Source organism: Maribacter arcticus (genome assembly GCF_900167935.1).
In the GTDB taxonomy this organism is placed as follows: domain Bacteria; phylum Bacteroidota; class Bacteroidia; order Flavobacteriales; family Flavobacteriaceae; genus Maribacter; species Maribacter arcticus.
The window spans coordinates 230974-254048 of record NZ_FUYL01000002.1 but is presented as its reverse complement, the minus strand read 5'-3'; the positions used below and the strand labels follow the sequence as shown (position 1 = coordinate 254048).

Sequence of the window (23075 nt, the reverse complement as noted above, 5' to 3'; positions counted from 1 at the left end):
GTTAGAGGACAAAAATTAGAAGACTTTTGCAGCAAGTTAAAAACTAACAAATACTTGAAAAAATGAAAAAAATGTACTTTGCAATTGCGGTATTTTTAATGACCGTAACTGCTTTTTCACAAGGAACTATTACTGGTACTGTGCTAGATGGTGATTCTAACTCACCTTTACCTGGTGCAACTGTAATGGTAAAAGGTACCACAAATGGTACTTCATCTGATTTTGATGGAAATTTCACAATTAATGTAAGTTCAGCAACTGGAACTTTAGTAGTGTCTTACATTGGATTTGATTCTAAACAAATTTCTTTTACTGCTTCAGGTAATATCGGTTCAATTGTTTTAGAGCCTAATGCTGAAGAATTAGAAGGTGTTATTGTAACTGGTGTACAAGATATTGCTAAGGATCGTAAAACTCCTGTTGCAGTTTCTACCATTAAAGCAGAGGAAATTCAATTGAAATTAGGTTCTCAAGAGTTTCCAGAGTTGTTAAATACAACTCCATCTATATATGCTACGAAATCAGGTGGTGGTTTTGGTGATGCACGTGTAAATATTCGTGGTTTCGACACTAATAACTCAGCGGTAATGATAAATGGTGTTCCGGTAAATGACATGGAAAACGGTCAAGTATACTGGAGTAACTGGGCTGGTCTTTCAGATGTAACATCTGCAATTCAAGTACAAAGAGGTCTAGGTTCTTCTAAATTGGCAGTATCATCTGTTGGTGGTACAATTAATGTTGTTACTAAAACATCATTGAATGCTCAAGGTGGTGCTATAGGCGCAACAGTTGGTAATGATGGTTATGTTAAAACATTAGCTTCTTATTCTTCTGGACTTTTAGATAATGGATTATCTGCTTCTATGTTAATTAGTAGAACAGGTGGTAGTATGTATGCTGATGGTACTGAATTTGAAGGGTACAACTTCTTTATGGGATTGGGTTATACTGCTGGTGATCATAGTTTAGAGTTTATGGTTACAGGTGCTCCTCAATGGCACAATCAAAGAAGTAGAGCTACATCAATTGGTACTCAAATTCTTTATGGTGATGGCGATGGTGAGCCAAACAGAAAATATAATGAAGATTGGGGTTACCGAAATGGTGAGGAATATAGCTTTCGTCGTAATTTCTACCATAAACCTGTTATTAGCTTAAACTGGAACTGGAAATTAAGTGAAAAAACTACTTTAGAAACTTCTACCTATGCTTCTTTTGGCCGTGGTGGTGGTACTGGTGAAATTGGTGAAATTAATGGAAATAGACAATTTAGACTTCCAAGAACTGCTGATGGTTTAATCAGAGTTGATGATATTGTAGCTTATAACAGTGGTCAGTTGGTGTCAGATTTTAGTGATACTCCAAGAGAGCAAATTAATGGTCAATACGTAAATAATAGTGATCAAAATGCTAATGAAAATAACACTAACGGTATTTCAAGAAGAGCTTCTGTAAATTCTCATAACTGGTATGGAATTTTGGCTAACTTCAATAACCGTATTTCTAGTGATTTAACTATTGATTTTGGTGTTGATCTTAGAAAATATAAAGGATATCACTATAGAAGAGTGAATGATCGTTTAGGTGGTGATGTTTATCAAGAAACAGATAATAGAAACAATCCAAACCAGTTATTCTCTGAAACCTATAATGCAAACCAACCATGGTGGGTATTTGGTAACATTGATGATGAAGAAAAAATTGATTACTACAATACCGGTTTAGTAAATTGGTTAGGTCTTTTTGGTCAAGTTGAATATAACTTTACTGAAGATATTACAGGTTTCGTTCAAGGAGCATTATCTAACCAAGGTTTTGCAAGAGAAGAATTCTTTAATGAAGTACCAGCAGCTAAAACTGATTTCGAAAATATTCTTGGCGGAAACGTTAAGGGTGGGGTAAACTGGAACGTAGATGCAAGAAATAACTTTTTTGCTAATGCAGGATATTATTCTAAACAACCATTATTTGATGCGGTTTATATCAATTTTGGAAATAACTTGAATCCAAATTTAACCAATGAAAAAATCACTGGCTTCGAATTAGGATATGGTTACAGAAGGTCAAAGTTTAGAGCAAATGTTAACTTGTATTACACAAGCTGGAAAGATAGATTTGAATCTACTGGTGCTACATTCAATGCAGGTCAGCCAGATGAGATTCGTGGTACCGCTAATATTTTAGGCATTACTCAGGTTCACACAGGTATTGAGTTTGATGGTAGATTCCAAGCTAGTGACAAGTTTGCACTAACTGGTATGATGTCAATTGGTAACTGGGAATATAAAGATGATGTTACTGCTACTTATTTTGATAACGATCAAGCACCTATTGTTATAGGTGGGGTAGAGCAGGTTGAAACGTTAGCCTTAGATGGTGTTAAAGTTGGTGATGCAGCACAGTTCACTGCATTCATAGGTGCTGATTATAATGTAGCTAATAACTTAAATGTTGATTTTGGATATCGTTTTGCGGGTAATCTATACGCCCAATTTGATGCTACAAGTGTAGGTCCTGATGGTGCTTTGAAATTGCCTTCTTTTGGTCTTGCCGATGCAGGTGCAACATATAGCATTCCATTCGATGATAAAAAGTTAAGCTTCAGATTAAATGTAAACAACCTGTTTGATACAACGTATATCGCAGAGTCTGATACTAATATTTTTGCACAGCCTGGTGATGATACTTATGATGGTATTAATACTAGCAACCGTGTATTCTTTGGTTTCGGTACCACTTGGAACTTAAGTGCTAGATTTAATTTCTAAACTAGTTCTTTGATATGATTTAAAACCCTGCCAATTGGCAGGGTTTTTTTATGCTTAAAATTCAGTACTTTTAAATCTTAATAAATGAAATTATGGAAGAAACAGGATTAGCGTATACTTGGGTGCATTCTTTACACTCTTATTTGGCCTATATCGCATTAGCGGTATTGATTTTAGCTGTTGCAAATGCAATAACTGGTTTAATGGGAAAAAGAATTTTTAATATGGGTAAAGATTTAAGGCTAAGTCTCTTCGCCTTGATTTTGTGCCATATACAATTGTTGGTTGGTCTGTTGCTTTATTTTGTTTCGCCAAGTGGTTTAAGTGCTATTCAAGAATTTGGAATGGGAGGTTTAACCTCTGCAGCTCGCTTACTTGCAGTAGAGCATCCATTTATTAATATTTTGGCAATCGTTTCAATAACTATTGGTTGGTCTAGACACAAAAAGTTTGTTGAAGGAGATAAAAAATTTAAAAGTATCGCTATTTTCTACGGAATTGGCTTGGTGCTTATATTAAGTAGAATACCTTGGGGACAATGGTTTAATTAATCAATTAAAATTAATCAATGAATAAAATTACATCTACATTATTGGTGCTATTATTTAGTGCCTCATTATTAGCTCAAAAACAAGAATTGTTTAATGGTGAAAGCTTAGAAGGCTGGTCTGTTTATGGCACTGAAAAGTGGTATGTTGAAGATGGGCTTTTAATTTGTGAAAGCGGTCCTGATGCAGAGTATGGATATTTGGGTACAGACAAGCATTATAAAAACTTCATTCTTGATCTAGATTTTAAACAAGAAGCAGACGGTAATAGCGGAGTTTTTATCAGGTCAACAGTAGATGGTACGACTGTTAGTGGTTGGCAGGTAGAGGTTGCTCCTCCTGGCGCGTTTACCGGCGGTATTTACGAATCTTATGGTAGACAATGGTTGATTAAACCTACACTAGATAAAGACAAGGCATTAAAGTTTGGTGAATGGAACCATATGAAAATTAAAGTGGACGGCAAAGTAGTAACCTCTTGGGTAAATGGTGTCGAAATGGTTTCTTTAAAGGATAGGCTTATTGGTAAAGGAGAAGGAGCTATTTTATTACAAATACATTCTGGTGGTGGTATAAAAGTAAAGTGGAAAAATATCCAAATAGAAGAATTGGATTAATTAGGATTGCTGAATCCTAAGGAGCCTTAGGGCTTTGCTTTTTTAATCAAATGAAGATAAACGGGAAAATGGTCGCTATATCCCCCAATATAGCTGCCTCCCGCATAGGTGCGTAAGGGATAGCCTTTATATTTTCCTTTTGGGTCCATTAAATAGCTGGGTGTAAAAATACCTGCTTTCCAATAACTGTACGTATGTTTTTCTTTATCTAATAGTGTAGAGGTCATATATAGTTGGTCAAAAAGATTCCATTTATCTCTATATGCCAAAGAACCTTTTCCTTTTTTATAAAGCTTTTCCATAGGGCCATAGAGGCTAAGAGAATCTAGATTTTTATAGCTCTTCTGTACATTTAATATTTTTTTAAAACTAGGGTCAACAGGGTCATCATTAAAATCACCCATGCTAATGATCTTGGCATAGATATCTTGCCTTCTTACAGAGTCTATAATGCGTTTGTTAAGTTTAGCTGCCTCTAACCTATAAGGTCTGCTTCTGGCCTCACCTCCACTTCTAGATGGCCAATGATTTACTAAAAAGTATATTTTTTCGTTGTCCAATAATCCTTCAACGATAAGTTGATCTCTAGTGTAGTTGCGTTTTCCATCTAAATCGAAAAGTAATAACCGATGACTATTAAAATTTACGGGAATAAATGCATCCTTTTTATATAGCAGCGCTACATCAATACCACGTTCATCTGGCGAATCGAAATGTATAATACCATAATTGGTCTGTAATAGATTACTATGGTGTACCAAATCTTGTAAGACACTTAAGTTTTCAACTTCACAAACACCAATAATATCAGGAGCAGTTTTGTTTTCTGAAGAACCAATTTCAGAAATCACTTTAGACATCTGAGCAATTTTTTCTATATAGCGTTCTTCCGTCCAGTGATCTTTGCCTGTTGGAGTCCGGTCATCGTCAAAAATTAATGTGTCATTTTTCGTGTCAAAAAGATTTTCCAAATTGTAAAAAGCAACGGTTCTGATTTGATAACTGGCTGCCTCTTGTGCAATTAAACCCATTTGAGAAAAAAGTAAAAAATAGAATAGATATAGCTTCATCGAGGGCATTGTGTCTTAATTATTAGCTAGTATACGGAATTTTCACGTTAATTATTTCTTAAAAATGTATCTTAATGGCTTAGTAACAATACGTTGAGTTTTTAAATGATAAAACATTTACTGTTTTTATTAGTAGTGTTTAAAATTTGCACCCTACAATCTCAGGCCACTTCTACTATTATAGGAGTTGTCGAAGAGACAACAAATAGGCAGAAAATTACGAATGCAGAAGTAATGGTTGAGGGGAGCGTCTTTTCAATTGGCAGTAATGATATGGGAGAGTTTAGCATTACTACTTCGAAGAAAGGACAATTTATTTTAAATATTACTGCACCAGATTATGTTATTAAGCGAATACCTATTTTTCTTAATGGTGTTGATTTAGACTTAGGAACAATACGTTTAGAGCGTGATATAACTTTTGAGAAAATTATTAATCTGGTAAACATTACTGATGATGAGCTGCTTGATGATGAAGTTAACTCTAATGCATTAGCGTTGCTTCAGTCTACTAAAGACATTTTTCTTAATAGGGCTGCTTTTGATTTCGGACAAGCATTTTTTAGGGTAAGAGGATATGATTCACAATATGGTGAGGTGCAGCTAAATGGTATACCCATGAACAAAATGTACGACGGTAGACCACAATGGAATAACTGGGGCGGGTTAAATGATGTTATCAGAAATCAACAATACGCTAATGGGTTAAGTGCTTCCGATTTTACTTTTGGTGGTATACTAGGAAATACAAATATAGATTTACGACCATCAGGGTTACGACCTGGCACTCGGCTATCATCATCTTTATCGAACAGAACATATAGTGGTAGGCTTATGGCAACTTATAATTCTGGAGTTAAAAAGGAAAAGTATGCTTATATGCTTTCGGCTTCTAGAAGATGGGCTAAGGAAGGTTATATCGCTGGCACTTTATATGATTCATATTCTGTATATGGCTCTTTTGAATATCTACTAAATGAGCAAAATACACTATCTGCAACTGCTATTGTAGCTTCGAACAGAAGAGGTCGTTCTTCTGCAATTACCGAAGAAGTATTTCAAATTCAAGGAAATAGATACAATCCATATTGGGGTTTTCAGAATGGTAAGATTCGAAATTCTAGAGAGCGAAATATACGTGAACCATTATTTTTATTGAACTATAATCATGAATCTAACGGATTAGTAATAAATGCAGGTTTGGCTTACCAAACCGGAATTTATAAAAGAAGTAGGTTGGGTTATTTTAATGCTCCAAATCCTGACCCTACTTATTATAGATATTTACCGAGTTTTTATTTGAATAGTCCAATTGGGGCAAATTTTGAAAGTGCGGTTTTGGCTGAAGAAGGTTTTATTCAAAACGCACAGTTGAATTGGAGCAATATATTTAAAGCTAATACCAGTTTAGGCCAAGAAGGTAAAGCCGCATATGTTTTGTATGATGATACGACAAAAGATAATCAGCTTGCGGCTAGGGTAAATACTAACATAGATATTAATAGTCATTTAAGGGTTGATTTTGGACTAACCTATAAACATTTAATGTCTAAAAATTATGCTCTAATCGACGATTTGATAGGCGCTGAATTTCATCGAGATATCGATACATTTTCTGAAACGCTTAACGATATCGATGGAGATGTCAATAAAAAGAAAGGCGATATTTTTAATTACAAATATGATTTTGAAGGGAATATGACAGACATGTATGCCCAACTAAATTTAAACTATAATAAAGTAAATGCATTTATTTCTGGTAAATACAGCTATGTAAATTATCAAAGAAATGGATTGTTTATGAATGAACGCTTTTTAGAAAATTCATACGGTGAAAGTGAACGAATACGATTTTCGAATTGGTCATTTAAATCAGGAATCACATATAATATAACGGGAAGACACTGGGTTACTGCTAATGCAGCATATATTAATAGGGCTCCGGTACTTCAAAATGTTTTTATAAATCCGAGGGAAAATAATGCTATTGTGCCTAATCTGCAAAGTGAAAAGATTACAAGTGTAGATGCTAATTATTTTTTGAGAATGCCAAAACTTACAGGAAGGCTTACAGGTTTTTATACCCGCTTTCAAGATGGCACTGATGTAAATTTCTTTTTCGTTGATTCTGGTATAGGTTCAGATTTTGTGCAAGAGGTATTGACCGATTTAGATAAATTGCATTTAGGTACTGAACTAGGCTTTGAATATCAGCTGTCAAGCGCGGTAAAATTGTCATTGGTTACTTCGGTTGCAAAGTATCTATATGCTAGCGACCCTTTCGTAACAATTAACTTTGATACTGCAGGGGCGACCGAAGATTTAATTGATGTTTCTGGTTCAAAGTTTTTAGGTCAATCTGCTATTAAAGGATATAAATTGGCTCAAGGGCCGCAAAAAGCAATTGCTGTAGGTATTGAATATAGGGATCCAAAATATTGGTGGGTAAGCATGACCGCGAATTACTTAGCCAATAATTATGCAAACATTTCTACAATAACCAGAACTAAAAGTTTTTTAATAGATCCAGAAACGGGACAAAGATTTCCAGATGCTACTGATGAAAATGTTCAAAAGCTTTTAAAACAAAATCGGTTAGATAATTTCTATTTATTAAATCTAGTTGGAGGTAAGTCTTGGTTAAAGAAGGGGAAATATTTTAGTGTCTTTGCAAGTGTCAACAATGTCTTTGATACAGCCTTTAGAACTGGTGGGTATGAACAAAGCAGAAATGGTAATTATGGACAATTGAAGCAAGATAATTTTAGCGGTAACCCATCTTTTGCACCAAAGTATTGGTATGGTTTCGGTAGAACCTATTTTTTAAATATGGCGTTTAGTTTCTAAATATGATGTGATTAAGATGATTTTTAAAAACAATTTTTTATTTAAAATTTATGTTTTAAGCATTATGCTAGTGTTTAGCGCATGTGTAAAAAATAGAGACTTTGATGAACCTGAATTAGTTTGTTCTGATGAAGATTTCAGTATCTTAAGTATATCAGAACTAAAAAATTTGTACGCTGGCGAGACTGTTCAGATTCAAGAAGATTGGGTTGTTAAAGGGTATGTTGTTTCTTCTGATAAGTCAGGTAATTTTTTCAATATACTTCATTTTCAAGACGCATCGAGTAATCCTACAAAGGGCTTACAAATAGAATTAGAATTAAGAGATTCCCATTTATTTTTTGATATTGGCCAGACAGTTTTTATAAAATTAAAAGGTCTGTATTTAGGTCAATCGAACGGTTTATTTAAGATAGGAGGTGTATTTACCTCTTTTGGTAATCGTAGTGTAGGTAGGTTACCTAACAGCGTAATTTTTAATCATATTTTAGTGTCCTGTGACCCAGTTGAAAACATATTGCCAAAATCGGTTTCTATTTTAGAGTTAAACGAAAGTATGGTTAATACGTTGGTGCGTATAGCTAATGTTGAGTTTAAAGAAGATGAATTAGGTAAATCTTTTGCAGTTGAAAAAGAAGAGACACAAAGAACTTTAATTGATTGTGATGATAATGAGTTAATACTTTTAAATAGTGGCTATTCTGATTTTCAAGCGCAAATTATCCCTGATAAAATGGGAACCGCTACTGGTGTTTTAACGATGGATAAAAATGAGTTTCAATTAATTATTAGAACGGTAGATGATTTAGATTTTAATAAAGTACGCTGTGAAGAGTTAATAGATGAGTTTACATCTAACTCTATTTTTATTTCTGAAATTGCTGACCCAAATAATAATGCCGGAGCTCGATTTTTAGAATTATATAATTCTTCAAATGAAGCTTTATCATTAAATGGCTGGACCTTGGTGCGATATACGAATTCAAGCACAGAAGTGAGCTCATCTATAGACTTATCTGACTATAGTATAAACGCCAACGGACTTATAGTAATTTCGCCAAATGCTTTAGAATTTGAAACGGTCTATGGGTTTTTACCAACAATTACTGTGGGTACAAATTCACCAGCAGATTCTAATGGCGATGATAATATTGCTTTAATAGACCCTTTCGGTACTGTAATAGATATATTTGGTGTTATTGGGGAAGATGGTAGTAATACAAACCATGAATTTGAAGATGGCAAGGCAGAAAGAAAAATAGAGGTCATATCAGGAAACACGGTTTTCACAGAAAGTGAATGGATTATATATAATGACACGGGTAATAATGGTACTGTAAATCTACCACAAAATGCTCCTCTAGATTTTACGCCTGGCGTAAGATAGCATCACTCTAATTCTTGTGAATCAATTATTTTTTTAACAGCACTATCGGTTAAGGGTTTAACGATATAATCTTTTACCATGCTGTAGTTTTTTGCCTTTTTCATAAGTTCTGGGCTTATGAAAGAACTGGTGATATAAATTTGAACATGTGCTATTTTATCTTCAGGTAGGTCTTGAAACTCTTCTAGAAATGACCACCCATCTCTTCGAGGCATATTTAAATCAAGAAAAATTATAGTGGGTAAAGGTATATTTTCTACTAATAGACCAATTAAACCATCAAGTGCTTCTTGACCACCTGTGTAATACAAGATGTTATCAGAAAAGTCAAAATGTTTTAAAACTCTTTTACTACTTATAGAAAAAAACTCGTCATCATCAATGATGCAACAGCTATGAAATTTGCTCATTCTTAATTAAATCTTTCTGTGATTTAGGTTTGTAAAAAGTCTAAATAATAAAGGGCGAAGATAAGTAATTAGTTAGGTGTTGAAGTAATTAAGAGAATAATTTACAATAACTTTTATTAACAAAAAACAATATAAGTATAACATTTATAGGGTGTTAGGCTTATATTTATTAAAACTAAAATACCAAGATGTCAGTATAGATTATACTGTTGTTGCGCTTATGATTTTGCCTAAATCATCCGGTGTAATGGGTTTTAAAATATACGTGTCAACTTGATTATAGTGTTTAACACGCTCTAAATCTCTAGGGTCTACTGAAGAACTAATAATATATATAATGGTCTTTTTTGATATCTCGTGACGGCAATTTTCATACTCATCTAAAAATTCCCAACCGTTCATAATAGGCATATTTAAATCTAAAAATATCACTTCTGGCAGAAGGCCTCCCTCATTAATGATTTCTTTAAGGCCGTCTACTGCCTCTTGGCCGTTATTGTAAACGATTATATTTTCTGCAAAATCAACTTCTTTCATGATTCTTTTGGTACCGTATATAAAAATGGGGTCATCATCTATAATACAACATACTTGTACATTCTTCTTCATAATATATTTGGCTTTAGCTTTGTTTTAATTCTATAAAAATGGTGGTACCTTCATCTATGACACTTTCTATTTTAATGCTTCCACTCATAGCTTCTATTTGATTTTTTGTGATGAATAAACCGATGCCTTTCGCGTCTTTATGTTTATGGAATGTTTTGTACATACCAAATATTTTATTGCCATGCCGCTTTAAATCGATTCCTTGTCCATTATCTTTAAATGTAATTAGCACAGTTTCTTTTTTAAGCTTCGATTTTATTTCAATAACAGGGGTACGGTCTAGGGAACTATATTTTAATGCATTGGTTAGAATATTTAAAAATATACTTTCTAAATATGCAGGTACAGCATTTACAAAATGTGATTTTTCAATATCAATTTTTATAATGGCGTCATGCTCTTCTAATAAACCGCCTATACTCTTTTTAATATGCTCAATTGTATTTAATACGCTAGTACTTTGAAGATTCTCTAGAGCTCCTGTTTTAACTTGAACAACATCATTTAAATGCGTTATGGTTTCAGATAGACTTTCAGCAGCATCAGAAATCATTCGATTAATATTTTTCAGTTCTTTTTTATCTTCTTCTTGTGACAAAAATTTCGTAAGCATTGTCATGTTAGTTGAATGTGAGCGTAGATTATGAGAAACGATATGGGCAAAGTTCATTAGACTATCATTTTGACTTTTTGTGACTTCAACCAAGGATTGTAATTTTTTTTCAGATTCGATTCTATCTGTTATATCTAGAATTTGTGCTATGGAATGGATAGGATTTCCGTCTAAGTCTTTTACGACCGTTACCCCTAAAAGTACGTGCACCAAATGACCATCTTTATGGAAATATCTTTTCTCTAATTGATAGGTGTCTTTTTCCCCCTTATAGGCTTTATCATGAACTTTCGTACTTTTATCCAAATCATCTGGGTGGGTTATATCCAAGGTTTTTGATTGTAGTAGATCTTCTTCTGAATATCCTAGAATATCTGATAAACTTTTATTGACTTTTAACCAATCATGTTGGGGACTCACTAGTGCCATTCCTATGGCCGCATTTTCAAATGTTTCTGTAAAAGACTCTATATTTCGTTCTAATTGGAGCTCTGTACTTCTTAAAGCAGTAATATCTAAATTGGAGCCAATTATTTTTTCTATTTTCCCATCATTTCCACTTTGGGCTTCCCCAATCACTACTAAATGAATTATTTTCCCATTGGGTTTAATGCCTCTGAACTTTATGTTGAGAGGAGCATGATTATTGATGGTTCTTTGCAAAGCAGTTGTGACTTTTTCTACGTCTTCCGGGAGAATATGCTTCAACCATTCATCAAGAAGGTCAGCGGTGCCTTTGGGAATGCCATATATGTCATACATGTTATCATTACATTGAACCGTGTTATTTGCAATGTGATATTCCCATATGCCTATATTGGCAACACGGGTAGCCACATTGAGTCGTTCAGACGTTTCCTTAAAATTATGTTCAGCTTCCTTTTTAGACGTGATATCCTGAACCTGAGAAATCATATAAGAAGGGTTGCCATCCAAATCTTTTACCATTGTTGTAGTAAGTACCACATAGACAAGACTTCCATTTTTGTGAACATACCTTTTCTCTATTTGGTAGCTCTCAAGTTCATGATCTAAGACCTTTTGCAATAGACTTACGTTTTTTGCTAAATCTTCTGGGTGGGTAAGGTCTTGAAATGTTAATTCTGTTAATTCATTGGCACTATACCCTAAACTATTGGCAAGACTTTTATTGACCTTGATGAATTTTCCATCAAAGCCTACCATTGCCATGCCAATTATGGAATTATCAAAGGTCTTAATAAAGGATTCTTCGTTTCTCTCTAATTTTAACTGTGTTCTTTTAAGTTCTGTAACATCCCAGTTGGCACCGGTCATTTTAATAGCTGTGCCATTAATATCTTTAATGGTTTTTGAAATACCTTTAATATGTTTTACACTTCCATCCTGTAATATTATCCTAAACTCCTCATCAAAATCTTTTTCTCCAGAGATAGCTTTGCTGGTTGCTGCTAAGGCCCTCTCTTTATCCTCTGGATGAAGGGTAGATTCCCAGGCTTCAAATACTCCTGAAAATTGATCTTTGGCCACTCCAAAGACATTATACATTTTATCATCCCAAACCAATTCATTTTTCTGAATATGATACTCCCAAATACCAATATGGGCAGTTTGTGTAGCAATTTTTAAGCGTTCCGTAATTTCCTCATGTGCTAGTTCAATTTTTTTTCTTTCATCAATATCTTGAAAAGTACCAATAATTCGAATCACCTTATTGTCAAGCATCTCAGGCTCACCTATTGCCCTTACCCATACTTCATTGCCTTTTTGTGTAATAATGATTAATTCGGTGTCCCAAGGTTTACCTTTTTCAATTGCAGCACTGACCAATTTGGCTATTTTATCTCTGTCAAATCCTTCTTTATAGAAATTGATACCCTGTGCTAAATCCGTCACAAAATCTTCTGGTACCTCGTGTATGTCCTTGGTTGTTTTGGTCCAATAAAGCGAATTTTTTTGAAGGTCAACCTCCCAACCTCCTATTCTTGCTACAGTTTCCGCCTTTTGTAGTAGTTCGAGCTCTCTTTTATCAGCGGTAATATCTTCTAAGTAAATAACTAATCCTTCTAAAATATTAATATCGTTTCTAATTGGAGAAATCTTCCATTTAAGCCATTGTACTTTTCCGCTTGGTAAAATGAATTTTTGCCCAGCATTTATGTTTTCTTTACCAGTTAATCCTACTTTAATTGCATAATTGAATAAAATTGGCATTTCTGAAATGCCATCAAAAAGAGGCTTACCAATTATATCTGTTTTGTTTGGCGTAAAATCGCTTTGCCATTGGTTTGAGTAGTTAATAAAGTTTAACTTAGTGTCCACGATAGCAATTGCATTGGGTGACTCTTTTAAGAGAAAATCAGTGGCTAATGTTTTCAATCTGGTTCTGTTTATAATTTAAAGGTACATATTTCTAATAAAGTAGGAAAAAATAGTTAGTAAGTAAGAAAATACTTCAACTTAAATTCTTGCATGTGATTTTACAGATTCATGAGGTTTAATAATAATTTACAGCTATGAACGAATTCTTTTTTAAAGCAATTAGAGAGGGTAATTTAAACGAGGTTAAACCTATGTTAGAAAAGAACCCGGTACTAATTAATAGTAAAGATGCTCGGGGGTCTACACCATTGATTCTGGCTACGTATTATGATGAAATGGAGATAGCAACTTTGTTGTTAGATAAAGGAGCTAAAATAGACGCTGTTGATGCTTCGGGAAATACGGCCCTAATGGGTGTTTGTTTCAAAGGGTTTACCGATATAGCTAAACTTTTAATTGAGAAAAAAGCTCAATTAAATGAGAGAAATGCAATGGGTGCAACATGCCTTATTTATGCCGCTCAGTTTAATCGTTTTGAGATTGCTAAATTATTGATAGCTAATGGCGCGGATAAAACCATTAAAGATAATAGAGGTAATTCAGCTTTAGATCATGCCAAAACCCAAGGTTTAAATGCTTTCATTGATTTACTTGAATAAGTTGTTTTATGAAAAATGAGAATAATACTTTAAAAATAGCTCTCGTTCAATCCATTCTACATTGGGAAAACCCAAATGCCAATAGAGCAATGTTCAGTGATAAAATTGAACAAATTGAAGAAGATATTGATGTTATTGTTTTGCCAGAAATGTTTACTACTGGTTTTACTATGTCACCACAAAATATAGCAAGTGAAGAAGGTTCCCTAACTTTAAGTTGGATGAAAGAGATAGCTACTCTAAAAGACTGTGCAATTATTGGTAGTATAGTTTATAATGAAAAAGAGACCTATTTTAATCGACTTTTTTTTGTAAAACCTGATGGCGAAACCTATACATATGATAAGAGACATACGTTTACGTTGGCAGGGGAACATAAAAAATATCAATCTGGTAAACAAAGATTGGTGGTAGCTTATAAAGGATTTAATTTTTGTCCCTTGATATGTTATGATCTACGGTTTCCTGTTTGGAGTAGAAATACCGAGAATATTGACATTTTACTTTATTCAGCTAATTGGCCAGCGCCAAGAATAAATGCTTGGAATGCTTTATTGAAAGCACGTGCCATTGAAAATATGGTATTTTGTATTGGAGTCAATAGAATTGGAGAGGATAACGAAGGGCATGAATATCCAGGTCACACAAGTATATACTCTCCGCTCGGTAATGAAATGGCTCTCTCTAAAAAAGAAGAAATATTAATTGTTGAGATTACTAAAAATGAGATTGAAAAGCTGCGTAATAAACTTACATTTTTAGAAGACCGAGATCAATTCAATTTATTAGATTAAAGGTTTCTATTTTTTCCCAATTGGCTCGCAACTCTATTAAGCTCGGGTAATAACTTATCTTTTCTGGTTGTATTTTCTTTAAAAAATTACCGGTATCCCATTTTCTATTTTTATTGGAATCAAATATGACTCTAGCCATATACTTGCCAGGGTTTAAATTATTGAACGCGTAGGTTTGCGGTTGGTTTGCATAAATTTCCCTTTGTAGGTCACCCTTTTCATTGGTAAGTTGAACAATTATAGGGTATTTAATATTATTGCCATTTAGTTCTAAACTAAGATTACCATAATCTGCAACGCTTTTTGTTCTTAGATTATATACTACGGTATCATTGGTATTATCAAAAAAATCTGTAATCGCTCCGGGTAAAAGTTCAATTTTATAGCTTTGATTAGGCAGAATTTTAAAATCAAAATTTAACTGATTTTCGAGAGTGTCTAACTTTAAATTATTGGCTACCAGTAACGTATCCTTGTCAGTAAGTTTAATTTTAGTAGAATCAAAACTAACCAATGGCGTATTAACTAAAATATTAATTGGTTTATCAAATTCAATATTGCCCTGTTGGTTTAATGATAATCGTAAAGAATCAAAAGCAACTTTGCGGCTTTTTACATTAAAGGTGTCAGAAACCTTTAAATTATCATTGGTAATAGCAAAAAGGATAGAATCCATTGCATATGGAGTAAACCAGAAATTTAAGGTGTCTTTTTCCCTTTCTTTGGTGATTATTGATTTTACGGTATCGGGTAATTTGGTAATCGTTTCAATATTTATTGCTGAACCGTCGCCATAATATCCAAAACTAATTTTATTACTTGCCCCCATACTAGGAACAGCAACACCATAATCAGGAATCTCTTTAAAAAGATTTAATAAGTATATAGAATCTGTAGGTAAATTTATGGTGTCTTCTACAAAGCCAATTTTATCTGTCTTCTGATCAAATAAATTATTGCCAGCATTATCTTTAAGGGCAAATAATGCATATTTACCTTCTTTTAAATTTTTAAGCTTAAATATTACCGAACTGTCAAGAGTATTAGTGATATAATTAGGTGGTTTTTTATAAAGGGTAGAATCGGTGTAGCTTGAGTCTATTTTATAAAGCATTACACTTACAAATTCATCGACTTTTTTATTAAATGCATCTTTTATTACCCCTGTTAGTTCTAAAGAGTCAATATAATCACCAGTGGAAAACACGTAGGTAAAAAATGGAAGCGGATTTTCTTCATTGTTATCTACAATACCTTGTCCAAAATTTAAAGTATACGTAGTATTATCGGCTAAGGTATCCTTAATCGTAATTTCAACATATTTATTAGCGTTGCCCTGCGGGGAAAGAATCGGTGTATACTTTAAAGGAGGAGATATAATAAGTTGTTTTTGAATGTCTTTCAATTTTACCAACTCATTAAAATAAAGTCTAATTTTTTGTTCCTTAAAATTAATAGACATATTGGGTGGTTCTGCCCTTATTAATTCTGGAGGTGCAATATCTTTAGGTCCTCCAGTAGGTGTGCCTCGTTGCGCACATTGGTATGAGACTAATACAATGATAAAAACAAATATAAATCCAAGAATTTTTCTACTCATAAGTGCGATTATCAATCACAAAGAAACAACATATTTTATAGAAAACTAAGCCTTTGGTACAACTGCCATACTCGACATATAAATGGTTATACCTTCAATGTCTTTGAAGGTATTAGCACAAATCTCCATCGTAGCACCGGTAGTAATAACATCATCAACCAATAAAATGTTTTTGTTTTTAAGTATTTGTTTATTATTAATTTCATACAGAGACCGGTTATCATGCCACCTGCTTAATCTATTCTTTTTGGTCTGTGTTTTAGTATTAGCTGTTTTTATAAGTATATCATCGGCATAACTGGCATTAATGTGTAAAGCAATTTGTTTAGCAAAGAGTGCAACTTGGTTATAGCCGCGTTGTCTCAATTTTTTTCTATGTAATGGAACAGGAATTACAAAATCAATGTCTGTTAAATGGCCTTGTTCTTTTAAAATCTGTCCCTGCCAATCACCCAAAAATTGTCCAATACTTTCTTGATTCTTGTATTTTAAAAAGTGAATCAAATTTTTTACTATTCCAATTTCGGTAAAGAATAAGAATGAATTTGCCTTTTTAATGTTAATTCGACCATAAAAAATACGGTCAACGGCATTTTCTTCGTTAAAGTTATACTCGGTGAGAGGTAATTGATGTCGGCAAGATGTACAAAGAAAGACCTCTCCTCTATATAATCGTGCATTACATCCAAAACATGATATGGGCAACAGTACGTTGGTAACATCCTTTAGTATATTTGAAATTCTGTTTTGTATCAAATCTTACAGATTAAATTAACCTACAGCCCACCTATTAAATGGACAGTCAAGATAACAAATTCAATTATAAAATAATACTCGCAGCATTTGTAGCGGTTATTATAGCATTATTGATTGCATTCTACTATAGTTACGCTCAATCAAATGCTCAAATAAGTTTCTTAGAAGATGAGAAAGCGATTTTGATAAAGGATCTTACCATCATGAAGGCTGACGTAGATCGTTTGTCTGCCAAAAGCGAAATGAATGAAATTGAACTTCAAGATTCTAAATACAGGGTTCAAGAACTTTTAGATTCAGTAGGACGATTAAATTTTACTGTTCAAAAACTGAGAGAATTTAAAACAGAACTTCGCAGATTAGAATCTAAGAATGATAGTTTACTATTAAAAAATAACTTTCTACGATATAACAATATGCTTCTCACCGATAAATACGATGAATCGCGTAAGCAAATAGAGCAATTGAGAGCTAACTCAAATTCTTTGGCTGAGGCAGAAGCACTACAAAGAAGAAAGATTCTTGAATTAAACCAAAAATTAAAAACGAAGAGCTATCTAAAGATGGCCAATGCAGAAGGCAGTGGTTTTAGACTTATTAGAAACACAAGGCCTACAAAGACCAATAAGGCTTCTATTATTGAAAAATTAAGAGGATGTGTCACTATTTTGGCCGATGAAAGCGAGGCAAATAATGATAAAATTATTTATTTACAGTTTTTAGATCCTAACAAACAAATTATAGAAGACAATGCGAATACCATTACCGTAAACGGAAATGTATATAGCAAAAGAGTAGAATTCGTTTTCACAGGTATAGATACGTATGTATGCGAGTCTATTACCATACCAGAAGGTTCATTAATGGAGGGTAACTATACCTTAAATGTCTTTGAAGATGAACGATTGATTACTTCTTCAGAATTTCAATTGAAATAATCATTCTTTTTTTGGGCTAATATTCTATTTTTGCCGCATGGCAAAGCAAGAAGATGATTTTAAGCGTGTAATATCTCACGCAAAGGAATATGGTTACGTATTTCAATCAAGTGAAATTTACGATGGTTTAAGTGCTGTGTATGACTATGGTCAGAATGGTGTTGAGCTAAAAAAGAATATTCGCGAATATTGGTGGAAAGCCATGGTACAACTCAATGACAATATTGTTGGGTTAGATGCAGCGATTTTTATGCATCCAACTACTTGGCAAGCCTCTGGTCATATTGATGCATTCAATGATCCATTAATAGATAATAAGGATTCTAAAAAAAGATATAGAGCTGATGTTTTGGTCGAAGATTATGTAGCCAAAATAGACGCTAAAATTGAAAAAGAGGTTAGCAAAGCTCAAAAACGTTTTGGTGATGCTTTTAATAAAAAGACATTCTTAGAAACGAATCAACGAGTAGTTGATTATCAAGAACAAGGGAAAATCATTTTAACTAGATTGGGTAAATCATTGCAAAATGAAGATTTGGCAGATGTTAAAGCCCTTATTGAGGAATTGGATATAGCCTGCCCTATGTCTGGATCTAAAAACTGGACCGATGTAAGGCAATTCAACCTTATGTTCGGTACTAAGTTGGGCGCCAATGCAGAAAGTGCGATGGACTTATTTCTTAGGCCAGAAACAGCTCAAGGTATTTTTGTTAACTTTTTAAATGTTCAAAAATCTGGCCGAATGAAGATTCCTTTCGGAATTGCACAGACCGGTAAGGCTTTTAGAAATGAAATTGTTGCTAGACAATTTATTTTTAGAATGCGTGAATTTGAGCAAATGGAAATGCAATTCTTTATACAGCCTGGCACGCAAAAAGAATGGTATGAGATTTGGAAAGAGAAGAGAATGAAATGGCATTTATCTTTAGGCTTAGGGCAAGATAATTACCGTTTTCATGACCATGAGAAATTAGCACATTATGCTGATGCAGCTGCAGATATAGAATTTCGTTTTCCTTTTGGATTTAAAGAATTGGAAGGAATACATTCCCGTACCGATTTTGACTTAAGTAGTCACGAGAAATTTTCAGGAAAGAAACTTCAATACTTCGATCATGAAGTGAATAGAAATTATGTGCCATACGTACTTGAAACTTCAATAGGTTTAGATAGAATGTTTTTAGCGGTGTTCTCAAATTCTCTTAAGGAAGAAGAATTGGAAAATAATACCACCAGAACTGTTCTTAAGTTGCCAGCGGTTTTAGCTCCTGTTAAAGCAGCCATTTTACCATTGCTTAAGAAAGATGGTTTGCCAGAAGTGGCGCAAAGCATCGTAGATGATCTTAAATGGGATTTTAACGTTACTTACGATGAAAAAGATGCTGTCGGTAGGCGTTATAGGAGACAAGATGCTAATGGCACACCATTTTGCATTACCGTAGATCATCAAACTTTAGAGGATCAAACAGTAACCATTAGACATAGAGATTCGATGGAGCAAGAGCGTGTAGCGATTTCAGCTTTAAACGGCATTATACATGCAGCTGTTGACATGAAGACTTGGTTGAAAAAAATGGAATAAGCTAAAGCGTATAGCTTAGTTTTAAACTTCCATAATAATTTATATTGTTCCCAGGGTAGAAATACCTTGGGGCATTCCCCCCAAAGCTACTAGCATTTATCAACACGGATTGTGCGTACTTGGTATCTGTTAAATTGTTGATACCAAAATCTAATCCGAGTAATAGTTTCTCTAAAATCTGTTTCTTGTACCCTAATTTTACGTTGAGTAAATTAAACGATTTACTATAAAGAGTGTTGCCATCTGTCAACGGAATCTCATCTATAAATTGATGTATAATATTTGCATATAGGCCGTTACCGAATGTAGTCTGTACTCCGGTATTTAATTTATGTTTAGGAACACCAGTTAATGAATTTCCACTATAATCTTCATTTGCTTCTTCATCAATAAATTCAACAAAAGAATGATTGTTAAATGTGTAGCTTATAAATGGGGTAAGTATTATTTTACTTGAAATATTGAATTTGTAATTCCAATCTAAATCAATGCCTTGATGTTTTGTCTTACCGGCATTACGACCAATATACTGGTCATCACCAACCCTTTTCGCAACAAGTAGATTCTTTATAGGCATTAAATAGAAAGCAATATCTAGTTTCATTCTATCATCTTTGCTTTTATGTTCAATACCGAGTTCATAATTAGTACCTGTTTCCTGAACTATATCAGGATTTATAATTCCATCGGGAGTTAAGGTTTCTTCCAAACTAGGATTTGAAAAACCACGACTAATATTCGCATACAATTGACTTGTTGCTGTAATTGAATAGTTGACATCTAAACTAGGTAAGAAAAGTGCTTTAAAGTTTCTATTTGCGCTAGTGTTCGTTCCTCCTGAATTAAACAAGTCTCTAAAGTCATATTGTGTTTTATTAACGTTTAAGCCCAACTGCGCAGTAAGTTTTGTTGTAAAGGGGTATGAGATGGTAGCGAAACTATTAACTTGGCTTCGAAATTCTTTGTTTTTAGATAATCTATCACCTTGTAAACTACCGTTACCATTATTTTCTTCATAAAGATTTTGAAAGGTTCCCCATGCATATTCATCTTTATATAATTCGCCCCCGAAGGTATAAGAAAGTAAGTTTTCAGAAATATTTAAATTCCCAGAAAACAAGGTTCGTAGACCATATCCGTTTGTATATTCATCTAAAATATTAAAAGGGCGAGGTTCATAATGGTCTAAATACGTGTAGAATAAACTTGTAGTATTTTTTAGTTTTGTGCTAGCTTTATAGGTGTGTGATAGGCCAATAAGGCTATAGTTATTGTCTTCGTAACCCTGTGATGCTTTCCATGTGAATGCAGCTTGTGTTGGGTCTTCATCAAAATCTGCTTGACTAATTGAGCTAGCTATTTGAGCTGAGTAGTCAATATGGTTTACTAAAAGACCTAACTCGCTTTTTTCGGATAGCTTAAAAATTGAGTTTAAAAGAAATCCGTCACGTTCAAATCTATTGTTTTCGCGGTATCCATCAATTTCCATATGTCCGTATTGTAAGGTCATATAAAAATCATCTTGCGAATGCGTAAATCCTAAACTATTTTTAAATAAACCATAAGAGCCAAGGGTAGAACTATTAGTAAGTTTTGTAGGTTGGCTGCTCAGTTGTTTGGTGTTTAAAATTATAGAACCGCCTAAATTTGTACCGAAGCCAGTTCCCTTGGGACCTTTAATGATTTCCACTGAGGTTAAGTTTTCTAAATCATAAGCTTCAATAGTAGAAAATCCCGTTCCATTTGTTACGGGTATGTTATTATAGTAAAGTCTAAGTTTGTCGGTGCCAAATGCTGTTCTTGAACCTACCCCTCGAATGGTAATTCTATTGGTATTCAGGGCGCCAGATAATGCATATACTCCAGAAATTTGATTGATTGAGCTTATGAAATCAACAGGGCTATAATTTTTAAAAACATTTGCTCCAATTATTTGTGATGGAATAATACCTATCGCGTTTTTTGCGGTAAGTGTGTCAATTAAAATAACTTCATCTAAAATGGTGACACTATCCTTTACAGATTTAATTTGCGCCCTTACACTGAAAGCGATTACAAATAAAAGAATGAATAAAATAGATTTTTTCATAGGGAATTAAAACCTCAAAAATACTTATTAAAAACGAAAACCTATAGAAAGGCCAGTCCTAAACATAAAGTCATTTTGAAAATCTTCAGGATTAATATTTCTTCCTAGTCCACCATTTATCTCAATGATAAATCGCTGGCTTCTAGTAGTCCATTTTGAACCCGCACCTAAACCAATAGCGGTTGTTGAGTAATCATAATTTCTGCTACCCAATTCTTGTGAAACTTCATCGTTCTCACCAGTATAGTACAGCCCAAATACCTCGGCAAAGAAACCACTACGAGGCTCATAGCCGAAATAAGCTCTAAAATTAGGGCCAATTCCAAAGTTTCCATTGTAATTAGTTGCATCACCATTAAAATAAATGGATCCCCCTATACTAGTATCCTCATTTAAATAGTATTCATAAGATCCTTCTACAGCGGTGGTGACCAAAAACTGACCAATATTGAATTTTATCTCATGGCTATTTAAGTTATTGTGATAGGCTTGCGCAAATGAATATGTTGAAAATGTAAATAATAGAACCGAAAGTACAATCTTGTTCATGAAAATATTTTTAGTAATGGTACTAGCAATACAAATAATGTTCCAAAGCTATGAAATTTGGATATTAATAGTTTGTATGCCCACATAATCTATTACACTTTTCTATTTTTAACCTAAAAACAAAGGATGAAAATTATTTCCTACAATGTTAATGGAATCAGAGCAGCTGTAAAAAAAGGGTTTTTAGACTGGCTGGCTACGGTATCACCAGACGTTGTTTGTCTACAAGAAATAAAAGCTAACGAGGATCAATTGGATCTTACTTTATTTGAAGAAGCTGGATACAAATATAATTATTGGTTTAGTGCTCAAAAGAAGGGGTATAGTGGCGTTGCAATACTTTCTAAAACTAAACCTGATACTGTAGTATTTGGTACTGGTATTGAATATATGGATTTTGAGGGTAGAAATATTAGAGCAGATTTTGGAGATGTATCAATCATGAGCATGTATTTGCCTTCAGGTACAAATATTCAGCGACTAGACCATAAACTGATGTATATGGCAGATTTTAAAGAATATACAAATGAATTGCGCAAAACCAATCCGAACCTTATTATCCTTGGAGATTATAATATTTGTCATGAAGCAATAGATATTCATAACCCGGTTGGTTTAAAGAATGTATCAGGATTTTTACCTGTAGAACGTGAATGGATTGGAGATTTTATCGATAGTGGTTTTATAGACAGTTTTAGAGAATTCAATTCTGAACCAGATAATTATACATGGTGGAGTTATAGGGCTAATGCCAGGAATAATAATAAAGGGTGGCGGTTAGATTATGGGATGGTCGCAAAGTCTTTAAAAAATCGATTATCTCGTTCGGTAATTTTATCTGGTGCTAAGCATAGTGATCATTGCCCTATATTGATAGAGATAGATAGTTAGGCGTATGAGTTACAGGTGCCCTCAATATATTTAGTAGTTTTGCG

The 23075-nt window shown here is 33.6% G+C and carries 18 protein-coding genes; 10 read left to right on the top strand and 8 right to left on the bottom strand.

Features of this window, described 5'->3' with window-relative positions:
• The first annotated feature begins 62 nt into the window (after window positions 1-62).
• The 3 genes from B5X55_RS03930 (at window position 63) to B5X55_RS03920 (ending at window position 3936) form a co-directional block, all read left to right on the top strand.
• A complete protein-coding gene (locus tag B5X55_RS03930) occupies window positions 63-2771 on the top strand; it encodes a TonB-dependent receptor (RefSeq protein WP_079511304.1) in 2709 nt (902 codons plus the stop codon).
• Between the two features lie 92 nt (window positions 2772-2863).
• A complete protein-coding gene (locus B5X55_RS03925; RefSeq protein WP_079511303.1) occupies window positions 2864-3322 on the top strand; it encodes a hypothetical protein in 459 nt (152 codons plus the stop codon).
• Between the two features lie 17 nt (window positions 3323-3339).
• Window positions 3340-3936, top strand: coding sequence for a 3-keto-disaccharide hydrolase (locus B5X55_RS03920; protein ID WP_079511302.1), 597 nt, complete (start codon window positions 3340-3342; stop codon window positions 3934-3936).
• Window positions 3937-3962: 26 nt separating this feature from the next.
• On the opposite strand, the gene B5X55_RS03915 is transcribed toward B5X55_RS03920, so the two are convergent.
• The gene (locus B5X55_RS03915) at window positions 3963-5006 is read right to left on the bottom strand and encodes an endonuclease/exonuclease/phosphatase family protein (protein WP_079511301.1); all 1044 of its coding nucleotides are present in this window, start codon (window positions 5004-5006) and stop codon (window positions 3963-3965) included.
• Between the two features lie 105 nt (window positions 5007-5111).
• Between B5X55_RS03915 and B5X55_RS03910 the strand changes: the two genes are divergently transcribed.
• Window positions 5112-7853, top strand: coding sequence for a TonB-dependent receptor domain-containing protein (locus tag B5X55_RS03910; RefSeq protein ID WP_079511300.1), 2742 nt, complete (start codon window positions 5112-5114; stop codon window positions 7851-7853).
• 64 nt (window positions 7854-7917) lie between these two features.
• A complete protein-coding gene (locus B5X55_RS03905; protein ID WP_234999659.1) occupies window positions 7918-9240 on the top strand; it encodes a DUF5689 domain-containing protein in 1323 nt (440 codons plus the stop codon).
• Window positions 9241-9242: 2 nt separating this feature from the next.
• On the opposite strand, the gene B5X55_RS03900 is transcribed toward B5X55_RS03905, so the two are convergent.
• The 3 genes from B5X55_RS03900 to B5X55_RS03890 form a co-directional block, all read right to left on the bottom strand.
• Entirely contained in the window at window positions 9243-9650 is a 408-nt protein-coding gene (locus B5X55_RS03900; protein ID WP_079511298.1) for a response regulator, read from the bottom strand.
• A 201-nt stretch (window positions 9651-9851) separates the two neighbouring features.
• A complete protein-coding gene (locus B5X55_RS03895) occupies window positions 9852-10259 on the bottom strand; it encodes a response regulator (RefSeq protein ID WP_079511297.1) in 408 nt (135 codons plus the stop codon).
• Window positions 10260-10272: 13 nt separating this feature from the next.
• On the bottom strand, window positions 10273-13230 hold the full coding sequence (locus B5X55_RS03890; protein ID WP_079511296.1) for a PAS domain-containing sensor histidine kinase: 2958 nt from the start codon (window positions 13228-13230) through the stop codon (window positions 10273-10275).
• A gap of 137 nt (window positions 13231-13367) precedes the next feature.
• Between B5X55_RS03890 and B5X55_RS03885 the strand changes: the two genes are divergently transcribed.
• Complete coding sequence (locus tag B5X55_RS03885) at window positions 13368-13832, top strand: ankyrin repeat domain-containing protein (protein ID WP_079511295.1); 465 nt, start codon at window positions 13368-13370, stop codon at window positions 13830-13832.
• A gap of 8 nt (window positions 13833-13840) precedes the next feature.
• Window positions 13841-14626, top strand: a complete 786-nt coding sequence (locus B5X55_RS03880; RefSeq protein WP_079511294.1) for an amidohydrolase — start codon at window positions 13841-13843, stop codon at window positions 14624-14626.
• Here the strand turns inward: B5X55_RS03880 and B5X55_RS03875 are convergent.
• Together B5X55_RS03875 and B5X55_RS03870 are read right to left on the bottom strand one after the other, a co-directional pair.
• Window positions 14610-16226, bottom strand: a complete 1617-nt coding sequence (locus B5X55_RS03875) for an Ig-like domain-containing domain (protein WP_079511293.1) — start codon at window positions 16224-16226, stop codon at window positions 14610-14612. The two genes, B5X55_RS03880 and B5X55_RS03875, sit on opposite strands and share 17 nt — an antisense overlap.
• A gap of 45 nt (window positions 16227-16271) precedes the next feature.
• Window positions 16272-16982 (bottom strand): ComF family protein, encoded by a 711-nt coding sequence (locus B5X55_RS03870; protein WP_234999658.1) that lies wholly within the window; start codon window positions 16980-16982, stop codon window positions 16272-16274.
• Window positions 16983-17020: 38 nt separating this feature from the next.
• Here B5X55_RS03870 and B5X55_RS03865 point away from each other — a divergent pair, with 38 nt between their 5' ends.
• Both B5X55_RS03865 and B5X55_RS03860 read left to right on the top strand, forming a co-directional pair.
• Complete coding sequence (locus B5X55_RS03865; protein WP_079511292.1) at window positions 17021-17920, top strand: DUF8428 domain-containing protein; 900 nt, start codon at window positions 17021-17023, stop codon at window positions 17918-17920.
• Window positions 17921-17957: 37 nt separating this feature from the next.
• Window positions 17958-19502, top strand: coding sequence for a glycine--tRNA ligase (locus B5X55_RS03860; protein WP_079511291.1), 1545 nt, complete (start codon window positions 17958-17960; stop codon window positions 19500-19502).
• Between the two features lies 1 nt (window position 19503).
• Here B5X55_RS03860 and B5X55_RS03855 read toward each other — a convergent pair whose 3' ends face one another.
• Both B5X55_RS03855 and B5X55_RS03850 read right to left on the bottom strand, forming a co-directional pair.
• Window positions 19504-21591, bottom strand: a complete 2088-nt coding sequence (locus B5X55_RS03855) for a TonB-dependent receptor domain-containing protein (protein WP_079511290.1) — start codon at window positions 21589-21591, stop codon at window positions 19504-19506.
• A 27-nt stretch (window positions 21592-21618) separates the two neighbouring features.
• A complete protein-coding gene (locus B5X55_RS03850) occupies window positions 21619-22140 on the bottom strand; it encodes a DUF3575 domain-containing protein (RefSeq protein WP_079511289.1) in 522 nt (173 codons plus the stop codon).
• Between the two features lie 126 nt (window positions 22141-22266).
• On the opposite strand from B5X55_RS03850, the gene B5X55_RS03845 reads away from it, so the two are divergent.
• Window positions 22267-23031, top strand: a complete 765-nt coding sequence (locus B5X55_RS03845) for an exodeoxyribonuclease III (protein WP_079511288.1) — start codon at window positions 22267-22269, stop codon at window positions 23029-23031.
• Window positions 23032-23075 lie beyond the last annotated feature (44 nt).

Bases quoted from the DNA above. Each gene is read 5' to 3' on its own strand.
- B5X55_RS03930 (WP_079511304.1), top strand. From the start codon at position 63: ATGAAAAAAATGTACTTTGCAATTGCGGTATTTTTAATGACCGTAACT.
- B5X55_RS03925 (WP_079511303.1), top strand. From the start codon at position 2,864: ATGGAAGAAACAGGATTAGCGTATACTTGGGTGCATTCTTTACACTCT.
- B5X55_RS03920 (WP_079511302.1), top strand. From the start codon at position 3,340: ATGAATAAAATTACATCTACATTATTGGTGCTATTATTTAGTGCCTCA.
- B5X55_RS03915 (WP_079511301.1), bottom strand. From the start codon at position 5,006: ATGAAGCTATATCTATTCTATTTTTTACTTTTTTCTCAAATGGGTTTA.
- B5X55_RS03910 (WP_079511300.1), top strand. From the start codon at position 5,112: ATGATAAAACATTTACTGTTTTTATTAGTAGTGTTTAAAATTTGCACC.
- B5X55_RS03905 (WP_234999659.1), top strand. From the start codon at position 7,918: ATGCTAGTGTTTAGCGCATGTGTAAAAAATAGAGACTTTGATGAACCT.
- B5X55_RS03900 (WP_079511298.1), bottom strand. From the start codon at position 9,650: ATGAGCAAATTTCATAGCTGTTGCATCATTGATGATGACGAGTTTTTT.
- B5X55_RS03895 (WP_079511297.1), bottom strand. From the start codon at position 10,259: ATGAAGAAGAATGTACAAGTATGTTGTATTATAGATGATGACCCCATT.
- B5X55_RS03885 (WP_079511295.1), top strand. From the start codon at position 13,368: ATGAACGAATTCTTTTTTAAAGCAATTAGAGAGGGTAATTTAAACGAG.
- B5X55_RS03880 (WP_079511294.1), top strand. From the start codon at position 13,841: ATGAAAAATGAGAATAATACTTTAAAAATAGCTCTCGTTCAATCCATT.
- B5X55_RS03875 (WP_079511293.1), bottom strand. From the start codon at position 16,226: ATGAGTAGAAAAATTCTTGGATTTATATTTGTTTTTATCATTGTATTA.
- B5X55_RS03865 (WP_079511292.1), top strand. From the start codon at position 17,021: ATGGACAGTCAAGATAACAAATTCAATTATAAAATAATACTCGCAGCA.
- B5X55_RS03860 (WP_079511291.1), top strand. From the start codon at position 17,958: ATGGCAAAGCAAGAAGATGATTTTAAGCGTGTAATATCTCACGCAAAG.
- B5X55_RS03855 (WP_079511290.1), bottom strand. From the start codon at position 21,591: ATGAAAAAATCTATTTTATTCATTCTTTTATTTGTAATCGCTTTCAGT.
- B5X55_RS03850 (WP_079511289.1), bottom strand. From the start codon at position 22,140: ATGAACAAGATTGTACTTTCGGTTCTATTATTTACATTTTCAACATAT.
- B5X55_RS03845 (WP_079511288.1), top strand. From the start codon at position 22,267: ATGAAAATTATTTCCTACAATGTTAATGGAATCAGAGCAGCTGTAAAA.